Annotated in this window: 9 protein-coding genes and 2 pseudogenes; 7 read left to right on the forward strand and 4 right to left on the reverse strand. The window is 51.3% G+C overall.

Annotation, left to right across the window (positions count from 1 at the left end; all coding sequences use genetic code 11):
• Positions 1 to 95: 95 nt before the first annotated feature.
• The 4 genes from INT21_RS08720 to flgA form a co-directional block, all read right to left on the reverse strand.
• The gene (locus INT21_RS08720) at positions 96 to 839 is read right to left on the reverse strand and encodes an SDR family NAD(P)-dependent oxidoreductase (protein WP_193061438.1); all 744 of its coding nucleotides are present in this window, start codon (positions 837 to 839) and stop codon (positions 96 to 98) included.
• A 78-nt stretch (positions 840 to 917) separates the two neighbouring features.
• The gene (locus INT21_RS08725; protein ID WP_193061439.1) at positions 918 to 1,367 is read right to left on the reverse strand and encodes a flagella synthesis protein FlgN; all 450 of its coding nucleotides are present in this window, start codon (positions 1,365 to 1,367) and stop codon (positions 918 to 920) included.
• Between the two features lie 10 nt (positions 1,368 to 1,377).
• Positions 1,378 to 1,644 (reverse strand): flagellar biosynthesis anti-sigma factor FlgM, encoded by a 267-nt coding sequence (gene flgM, locus INT21_RS08730; RefSeq protein WP_038480118.1) that lies wholly within the window; start codon positions 1,642 to 1,644, stop codon positions 1,378 to 1,380.
• Positions 1,645 to 1,729: 85 nt separating this feature from the next.
• Positions 1,730 to 2,446, reverse strand: coding sequence for a flagellar basal body P-ring formation chaperone FlgA (gene flgA, locus INT21_RS08735; protein ID WP_193061440.1), 717 nt, complete (start codon positions 2,444 to 2,446; stop codon positions 1,730 to 1,732).
• Positions 2,447 to 2,640: 194 nt separating this feature from the next.
• On the opposite strand from flgA, the gene flgB reads away from it, so the two are divergent.
• The 7 genes and pseudogenes from flgB to INT21_RS08770 all read left to right on the forward strand — a co-directional run.
• Positions 2,641 to 3,072 carry a flagellar basal body rod protein FlgB gene (flgB, locus tag INT21_RS08740; RefSeq protein WP_193061441.1) on the forward strand — a complete coding sequence of 144 codons (432 nt, stop codon included), beginning with the start codon at positions 2,641 to 2,643 and terminating at the stop codon, positions 3,070 to 3,072.
• Positions 3,073 to 3,096: 24 nt separating this feature from the next.
• Positions 3,097 to 3,507: a flagellar basal body rod protein FlgC gene (flgC, locus tag INT21_RS08745; protein WP_038480124.1), complete on the forward strand. Its 411-nt coding sequence runs from the start codon at positions 3,097 to 3,099 to the stop codon at positions 3,505 to 3,507.
• 2 nt (positions 3,508 to 3,509) lie between these two features.
• Entirely contained in the window at positions 3,510 to 4,205 is a 696-nt protein-coding gene (locus tag INT21_RS08750; RefSeq protein WP_193067720.1) for a flagellar hook assembly protein FlgD, read from the forward strand.
• 75 nt (positions 4,206 to 4,280) lie between these two features.
• Positions 4,281 to 5,633 (forward strand): flagellar hook protein FlgE, encoded by a 1,353-nt coding sequence (locus INT21_RS08755; protein ID WP_193067721.1) that lies wholly within the window; start codon positions 4,281 to 4,283, stop codon positions 5,631 to 5,633.
• 42 nt (positions 5,634 to 5,675) lie between these two features.
• Positions 5,676 to 6,146: pseudogene (locus INT21_RS08760) on the forward strand (flagellar basal body rod protein FlgF); the annotation flags it as partial.
• Positions 6,146 to 6,796 (forward strand): RNA polymerase sigma factor FliA, encoded by a 651-nt coding sequence (locus tag INT21_RS08765; RefSeq protein ID WP_193067722.1) that lies wholly within the window; start codon positions 6,146 to 6,148, stop codon positions 6,794 to 6,796. The pseudogene INT21_RS08760 and the gene INT21_RS08765, both read left to right, overlap by 1 nt.
• Positions 6,797 to 6,835: 39 nt before the next feature.
• A pseudogene (locus tag INT21_RS08770) lies at positions 6,836 to 7,159 on the forward strand (chemotaxis protein MotA); the annotation flags it as partial.
• Positions 7,160 to 7,195: the final 36 nt, after the last annotated feature.

Below are 7,195 nucleotides of genomic sequence, written 5' to 3' on the forward strand. Positions count from 1 at the left end.
TGGAGAGTAGCGGAGCGCCGCCCGGATCATCGTCAGGCACTTTTACTAAAAATCCCCCAGGGCTTGCGCCCTGGGGGATTTTTTTTGCCTAACATTTACCATTCGATAGGCTTGCCAGCCCAATCCCAGAAGCTGCCGGTATCTTTGGGGGTGCGTTGAGACATTACTTTCAATAATTGTTCAGCGACGAAATCAGGTGTAAATAGCTTTTCGCTGGGTACACGAGCCTGGAAAGGTTTCGACAGCGATGTATCTGTGGTGCCTGGGTGCAGGCACAATACAATGGACTGCTTGTTCAGTCGTTTGAGTTCGATGGAGATGGTCTTCATTAACATGTTGTGCGCTGCTTTACTGGCACGGTAGCTGTACCAGCCGCCATGCCCATTATCGCCAATAGATCCAACGCGTGCCGATAAGCTGGCGATGGTAACCGGGTGCTTGCCCTGCAATGCGCTAATCAATAGGGCAGGTGTGGCTGCATTAACATGCATAACATGAGCGAATGATGCTTCATCTAACTGCTCTAAGCGTTTCTCAGGCTGCACATTACGCGCCTCATCATGCAGCGTACCAATAGCATTGAATAGCAGGTGTACCGGGCGACCGTTTAACTGTTGGCAAAGAGTCTCACGGCCTGATTGTGTGATGATATCGACGTTCACCACCTCAACGGGTGCGCCTTGAAAAGATGGGTCTTGAGAAGCAATAGGTGAACGGCTTACGGCAACGACATTACCCACATGGGTATCGGCAAGCAGCCTCTTAATAATAGCGTTACCTATGCCGCCATTGGCACCGATGACAACAGCGGTAAAGTTTTCTGGAAGGTGGGAAAGCATTCTTCGGCTCCAATTGTGAATATCATTGTTCACATTGAAGCTTCTTGTATAGGTTTTGTCTATGAATGTGCGGAAATACTAGGCAGATGCGTTAAAGCGACCTGGTTGGGCATTGTTGCGCCCATTTGGCTTATAGAGGGTTTTTTCAGCAATTTGGCGAATGTAATCCAGCATTTCCTGGTTATGCTTCATTCTAAGCGATAGCATTTGCCCAGTTAATTCGTTCATGCGTGATACGCGTTCGCTTTTTTCGAGCAAGCTTTCCCAGGTAGCCAAGCAGCCAGCATCGTTAGCGGCTTGCTTGGCGCCAAGGGCGCCGTCTGCATAGCCAAGCTTTGTTTGCACGCTTCGGCGCAATTGCTCAATGCGTTCTAGCTCAATTAGCAGCGCCTGCTTTTTTAGGGCTATAGCAGCGAGAGCGTCGCCGTCAATGCTGCCCTTAGTGAGCTGTGCTTGTTCATCTGAGAGCAGCAGCACTAATTCATCAAGGCGTTGCAATTGATCTGAGAGCAGTCGTGAAAGACCCATAATAGTTCGCTTATAAATCTTTTAAATTAGCAATTAAGCCATCAGCAATGCGATCCGCACGAATCTCTAGCTTCCCTTCACGAATAGCTTCGCGAATTTCCTCAACTTTTGCCGTATCGATATCGTGTGAGCTATCCGTATGCGTTTGGCTAAGTTGCGTTGCTGATCGTGTCGCGCTGTCTGCTTCGGCTGGCTTATTGCCGCCTATTTTCTGTGCTTCATCACGCTGCTGCGCCTGATTAGAACGTAGCAACGGATTAATGTTATCGATTTTCACGTTGTTTGCCTCATCGTCAACGTTGGTGCGGCATGCGCTGTATTACCTACTATCGGCCTGGGTAGTAAGGACTTTAGGCATTAGATTAAAAATCTATCACCAATGTTCCTTGACCAATGACGCGTGCGGTGACTAATTCCCGCGTATCAAAGCGCACACGGATACGTTCGCCTTGTGCACCATCAGACAAGGCCTCTCCTTCGCGTGACACTCGGAAACCAGCGCCTTCTGCTATGACAGTGACGCGCTGCCCTCGTTTCACCACTTGAGGCGCTTGAAGGTAATGGGGCTGGAAAGTGCTGCCACTACGAATAGGACGCTGTGCGACCATACCGATAATATCGTCTTGGTTGGTAAGTGCTTGGGCGGCTAGATCCCCAAGATTGCCTTCTCGTGATGTCAGCATATCACTCGTGATGAGCGTGCCCCTATCAATATCCTGGCCAGCCACAGCGTAGCTGCCAATGATATCAATCTGCGCCTGAATATACCGCACTTGACGACGATTTTCGCCACAGCGCACACCGACCGAAACACGCCCGAGAGGGGATTGATTAGCATTCGGGAAAAAGGGGTCGGGTGCAATGCACTCAGGCAAATGTGCAGAGGGAGGTGAGATATCAATCAACACTTCCTGCCCAAGCGATTGAGATTCTTGATAAAGAAACTGCTGAACGGTATCCATCAACAGTTGGTTATTCGCATGCGCGTGAAATGAAAAGCCAAGGCTGAGCAGTGATAGGCAAAGTATTTGCTTAAGAGTCGCCAGATAGGATCGCGTTGGGCGCAGCGGGTGTGGCATGGGAGAGTCGCTCAATCGAAGGGAAGCAGATGATAATCATCAACCGTGCAGTGTAGTGCAAAAGTACCCTGTGCATCATATGAAATGCTGGTGTAAACGGCAGCTGTTCCATGCTTTAGGCTGACGAAGCGAAGCCTATTATTCATCATCAATAATATCCGTTTTAATTTGCCTCTCAGCGAACGAGGATTGGCATGATTGATCAGCTTGAATCTGCCTTTAACTATCACCAGCAGGCACTGGGCTTGCGTCAAGCGCGTCATGACGTGCTGGCAGCCAATATTGCCAATGCCGATACGCCTAACTATAAAGCGCGCGATCTCGACTTTGCCAGTGAGTTAAAGAAGGCCGTTGCGGGCAGCCAGCCACAGCAACAGCAAAATGGCGCACTGACGCTTGCACGAACGTCAGAACATCATCTGCAAGGTGAAGGCCCAGCATGGCGTGGTGTAGGCAGTGCAGAGCTGCTTTATCGCATCCCCGATCAGCCCAGCTTGGATGGCAATACGGTCGATATGGATCGTGAGCGGACACAGTTTGCAGACAATGCTGTTCGTTACCAAGCCGCACTCACCATCATGAATCGCCGAATTCAGGGCCTGAAAAACGCGATGCAGCCGGAATAACCGAGCGGTAGGAGAAAGTAATCTATGTCGATGTTTTCAGCCTTTGATATTGCTAGTTCGGCCATGAGCGCCCAGGCGCAGCGTATGAATGTTACCGCTAGCAATATGGCCAATGCCGACAGCATTGCAGGCCCTGATGGAGAGACTTATCGGGCCAAACAAGTGATGTTTGAAACCCAAGCGCACAATAATCGATATGGCGTCGGTGGCGTACGTGTCACTGAGGTAGTGGAAGACGACGCTCCGCTACGTCTGCAATACATGCCAAACCATCCTGCTGCGGATGAAGAAGGCTATGTCGCCAAGCCCAATGTTGAACCTGTGCATGAAATGGTCAACATGATCTCGGCGTCGCGCTCCTATCAAGCCAACGTAGAAGTGTTCAACACAACGAAGCAGATGATGGTGCAGACGCTATCACTGGGTGAGGGTTAATTATGAGCACAATCGACCCGACAACACTTTCGGCAATTAATGGCGGCGGCAGTGGTTCCCAGTTAAAGCAGAGCGCATCAGATGAGTTGCGTAGCAGTTTTCTAACGCTGCTGATTACTCAGCTACAGAATCAAGATCCGCTGAATCCGATGGAGAATGCGGAAATGACCTCCCAGATCGCACAAATTAATACGGTAAGTGGGATTGAAGAGCTGAACACCACTTTGCAGAGCATTACTAGCCAAATGGATGCCAACCAAGCACTGCAAGCAAGTGGCTTGATTGGCCAAGGTGTGATGGTGCCTGGCAACAAGGTCATGCTAGAGCAGGATAGTGAAGGAAAGTCTTATACGACACCGTTTGGTGTCGAGCTTGCTAAACCCGCCGACCAGCTTACCGCAGTGATTGTTGGCCAAGGTGGCGAGGTGATCAGACGCTATAACTTGGGTGCGGTAGAGGCTGGTGTGCAGTCTTTCCAGTGGGACGGTAAAAACGAACAGGGCGAAGCCGCTGCCAGTGGTCGTTACACGGTTCAGCTAGAGGCTCAAGATGCTGAGGGTGAAACACTAGACTCAACCGCATTGAACTATGCGGTTGTTAATAGTGTGACCCCTAACGATGGTAGTGGAAATATTCAGCTGGATTTAGGGGCTGTTTACGGACAGGTTCAGTTGAATCAAGTTAAACAGATTCTTTAAGTAACTTGTAAGTAAAACAACATTTTTATAGCAAGAACGTCTTAATGAAAAAGACGTTTTGATGAGGAACGTATTATGTCATTTACAACGGCAGTGGCTGGGCTTAACGCGCAATCAGAGAAGCTAAACTCTGCGGGTAACAACATCGCTAACTCGCAAACCGTTGGTTACAAGCGCTCTGACGTGCTGTTCTCTGATGTGTTTGCAGCCTCGCGGGGCATTGGTGTGCAGGTGTCAGATGTGCGCCAGAATTTCACCCAGGGCAGTATCGAGAGCACGGGGCGTAACCTAGATTTAGCGATTTCCGGTGAAGGCTTTTACCGGCTAGAGCGCCCAACCGGTGAAGTCGGCTATTCGCGTAACGGTGAGTTCGGCATTACCGCTGCTGGCGATATCGTTAATGCCCAGGGCGACCGCTTGATGGGTTACGGTATGGATCGCGGCATTACTGTAGATACCGATGACCAGCAGGCGTTCCCTTTCTCAAACGTATTGGTAGGCGGCGCCCCGCAGGCATTAAATGTGCCCGTTGATGATATTCCAGCTAAAGCCACCACCGAAGTAAATGCGCTATTAAACCTGGATGCCAGGGTAGTCAGTGGCCAAGATTTAAATACTGTTGAAATTTCAGAAAGTGATGCTGACGCAGAGGCCAACCCTCCTGTCGTCACACCATTGAACTATCATTTTTCCAATAACTTCACTTCTTATGACTCTTTGGGGAATGCGGTTAATGTTGCTACCTATTTCGAAAGGGTGGGCGACAATAGTAATCAATGGAATGTGACTGCCGTCACTAACGGGGTAACCAGAGGCAGCTTTACATTGGACTTTACCCAAAGTGGTAGATTGCAAACCAATGCGCAGGGAGTTGTTACGGGTATTGGAGAGAGCGCCAACCCAGGAGGTGCAGTTGTAACTGAAGATCCAGAAACAGATGAAACTCGCGTCACTATTGGTGGCATCCCCGGTGGCGTCGATGCAGCCGCTCTGGATATCCAGTTTAAGTTTAATGGCTCTACTCAGTTTGCCGCAGACTCGTTGCAAAAAGAGCTGAACCAGGATGGCTTCACCTCTGGTGCACTGGCCGGTATTACCGTCACTGAAACAGGCGTTATCCAGCGTAACTTCACCAACGGTGAAACCCGTGCTGCGGGCCAGATTGCGCTAGCCAGTTTCCGTAATGAGGAAGGCCTTCAGCCACTGGGCAACAACTTGTGGGCGGCGACGAATACCTCTGGTTTGGAAAACCTGGGGGCGCCTGGCACCGGTCGTCTGGGTCAGATCCAAGCGGAAGCAGTAGAAGCGTCTAACGTCGACTTGGCCAGCGAGCTGGTAGATACCATTGTGGCGCAGCGTTCTTACCAAGCTAACTCCAACACCATCAGTACCCAGGACGAGCTCCTGCAGACCATTATTAACCTGTAGTCACTCGTAATAATGGCGTGATGCTGCGCTAAGGAGTCAGTTGTGGATCGTATGCTATACACCGCCATGAGCGGCGCCAAACACACAATGGACCAGCAGGCAGTGGTTAGCAATAACCTGTCGAATGTGTCTACCGCAGGCTTTCGCGCTCAGTTGCAAGCTGCGCGTTCAGTCCCGGTAGAGGGCGCTGGGCTACTCGACACGCGGGTATCGGCGGTGACGACCACCCCAGGCACCGATTTTTCGCAGGGCCCTATTGAACGCACGGGTCGAACCCTCGATATCGCGATGCAGGATGATGCCTGGATGGCGGTGCTAGGAGAAGACGGCACTGAGGCGTACACCCGCAGGGGCGACCTGCAGCTGGATAGTGATGGCGTACTGCTTAGTGTTGGGCGTCCGGTAATGGGGGAAGGTGGCCCCATTGCCTTGCCTCAAGGTGCGCAAGTATCCATTGGTGCGGACGGCACCATCAGTGCTATTCCCCAGGGTGAGGGGCCTGCGGCACTGGTATGCCACTGGTAAGACGTCAGGCCTTAACGCTGCAGGTAAGACTACCCGCAAGTATTGAGTTGGATGATCTTATTCAAGCTGGCATGGTGGGTTTATTAGAAGCACTAGGGCGTTTTGATGCGACCCAGGGGGCAACGTTCGCCACGTTTGCAAGCCAGCGTATTCGCGGTGCCATGATGGATGAGCTGCGCACACGTGACTGGTTGCCGCGTAGTGTACGCCGCTCTGCCAGAGCCGTGGATGATGCGGTGCGTCGCCTTGAACAGCAGTTAGGGCGCCCGCCGGAAGAGGGTGAGATCGCGCGTGACCTGGATATGCCGCTTAGTGAGTATCAGCAATTGCTCAACGATACGAACAGTGGCCAGTTGCTGCCCTTTGAAGAACTGGTGGCCGAAGGGGCCGAGTCCGCGAAGGAGGAAGCCACTAACCTGCCCTTCGATCAGTTGTTAGATCAGCAGCAGCGTCAGTCGTTAATTGATGCGATCGATGCCTTACCTGAGCGTGAAAAGCTACTGATGGCGTTGTATTACCAAGAAGAGCTGAACCTTAAAGAAGTCGGGGCGGTGCTGGGTGTGACCGAATCCCGTGTCTCCCAGCTTCACAGCCAAGCGATTAGCAGGCTTCGCGCTCGCTTATATGACACCACCTAACGCCACTATTAATCACGAATAACCGGCGAGGAGCCGTTGATGAACCCATCTACGCTGATCGGTATTTTTGCCAGCATGCTTTTGCTGGTAAGCGTGCTGTTTTTTACTGCAGAGTCGCCAGAAAGCTTTATCAACTTGCCGGGGCTAGCCATTGTGGTAACGGGCACCTTGGCGGCTACCTTTATTAGTTATCCGCTGAAAGAAGTGCTACGCGTGGTGCGCCTGGTGGGATTGGTGTTTCGGCGTGAAAACACCTATGTGCGTGATGATATTAACGAACTGGTTTCCATGGCGCGCCTGTGGTTCAAAGGCGATGTCAGGGCGGTTGAGAAGGAGCTAGAGCACACCCGTAACCCTGATCTTACCCAGCAACAGTGGACACTCGTTTAAGCGATCATT

It is taken from the genome of Halomonas sp. 3F2F, assembly GCF_014897805.1.
Lineage (GTDB): Bacteria > Pseudomonadota > Gammaproteobacteria > Pseudomonadales > Halomonadaceae > Vreelandella.

Bases quoted from the DNA above. Each gene is read 5' to 3' on its own strand.
- INT21_RS08755 (WP_193067721.1), top strand. From the start codon at position 4,281: ATGTCATTTACAACGGCAGTGGCTGGGCTTAACGCGCAATCAGAGAAG.
- INT21_RS08725 (WP_193061439.1), bottom strand. From the start codon at position 1,367: ATGGGTCTTTCACGACTGCTCTCAGATCAATTGCAACGCCTTGATGAA.
- flgC (WP_038480124.1), top strand. From the start codon at position 3,097: ATGTCGATGTTTTCAGCCTTTGATATTGCTAGTTCGGCCATGAGCGCC.
- INT21_RS08720 (WP_193061438.1), bottom strand. From the start codon at position 839: ATGCTTTCCCACCTTCCAGAAAACTTTACCGCTGTTGTCATCGGTGCC.
- flgA (WP_193061440.1), bottom strand. From the start codon at position 2,446: ATGCCACACCCGCTGCGCCCAACGCGATCCTATCTGGCGACTCTTAAG.
- INT21_RS08750 (WP_193067720.1), top strand. From the start codon at position 3,510: ATGAGCACAATCGACCCGACAACACTTTCGGCAATTAATGGCGGCGGC.
- INT21_RS08765 (WP_193067722.1), top strand. From the start codon at position 6,146: ATGCCACTGGTAAGACGTCAGGCCTTAACGCTGCAGGTAAGACTACCC.
- flgB (WP_193061441.1), top strand. From the start codon at position 2,641: ATGATTGATCAGCTTGAATCTGCCTTTAACTATCACCAGCAGGCACTG.